Origin of the sequence: Companilactobacillus zhongbaensis (assembly GCF_003946515.1) — a bacterium.
Taxonomy (GTDB): Bacteria; Bacillota; Bacilli; order Lactobacillales; family Lactobacillaceae; genus Companilactobacillus; species Companilactobacillus zhongbaensis.
The window spans coordinates 1-1,141 of the sequence record NZ_RHOM01000076.1 but is presented as its reverse complement, the minus strand read 5'-3'; the positions used below and the strand labels follow the sequence as shown (position 1 = coordinate 1,141).

At 41.7% G+C, this 1,141-nt stretch carries 1 protein-coding gene; it reads left to right on the top strand.

The genetic code is table 11. The features are described 5' to 3' along the window. Positions 1-122 precede the first annotated feature (122 nt). Positions 123-1,141, top strand: a 1,019-nt coding sequence (locus tag EKM69_RS12190) for an IS110 family RNA-guided transposase (protein ID WP_164505956.1), incomplete at its 3' end; no start/stop codon positions are given.

Genomic DNA, 1,141 nt, shown 5'->3' with positions numbered 1-1,141 from the left:
AAAAATGGCTGCTTCACTTGTTTTAGTCAATTTGATCAAAGTATTTGGGCTCTTGAAGCCGCGTTTTGAAAACGAGATTACTAAAACTAACGTGAAGACTTCAGAAAGACAGGTATATGATTATGAGAACAATTATCGGAATCGATGTTAGTAAGAACAAAGCAAACGTTGCGGTGGCAACCGACTTTGTAATTAAAGATGAGCAAGGCATCTCTTTAGATGTCCTTGGATTTAATAAACTAAAACACATCATAGTTCAGTTCGGTGGAACAGCAGAAATCGTCTTTGAAGCAACTGGTGTCTACTCTCGGCGCTTAGAGTATTTCCTCCAACAGGAAGATCTAAACTATCACATTTTGAACCCACTGGTGGCTAAAAACCGTATCGCCACAGGTTCGCGACTAAGGAAAAATGATAAACGTGATGCTCGCCGGTTAGCAATTACCGAGTTCACTGAGCAATTGGTTCCACATCTTCTCGCTTACAAGCAGGATCCCATTTATCGTGAACTCACTGATATGAATCGCTATTACGATCAACTCAATGAAGACAAGAAGCGTACCCGCAATCAAGCACAACGTGTCCTACAGCTTGTGTTTGCGTCATTTGGATCTTCTAAGGGCGGCTTTGACTTTGATACAAAGATAGCTTGGAGACTCTTAACACTATTTCCACATGCACAAATCATTCGTGATATTGGTGACCTTAATGCATTAGAAGATCGAATTTCTGCAGCACATTTCAAAGGAATGGGACCAAAACGCATTCACGATACCGCAAGGAAACTATGGAAACTAGCCGCTCAAAATGCCGATGCAGTACCCGTTACTTCGGACAATACACGACAAACGAAAGAGTTAGCCGAGAAAGTACTCGACCTAGAATTAGCACAGGAAAAGCAGATCAAACGAATGACGGCCTTTGGTAAATCCTTACCAGAATTTACGATCCTTCAAACAATTCCTGGCATTGGTGAGAGCACCGCAATTCGGATAATTAGTGAGTTAGGCGATATCCGAAGGTTTGATACACGCCAGCAATTGAATAGCTATGTTGGTCTTGATACAACAGAAGCTGATTCCGGTGACTATAAATCAGCAAGGCATATTACAAAACATGGGAATCCTCACGCACGTCGAAT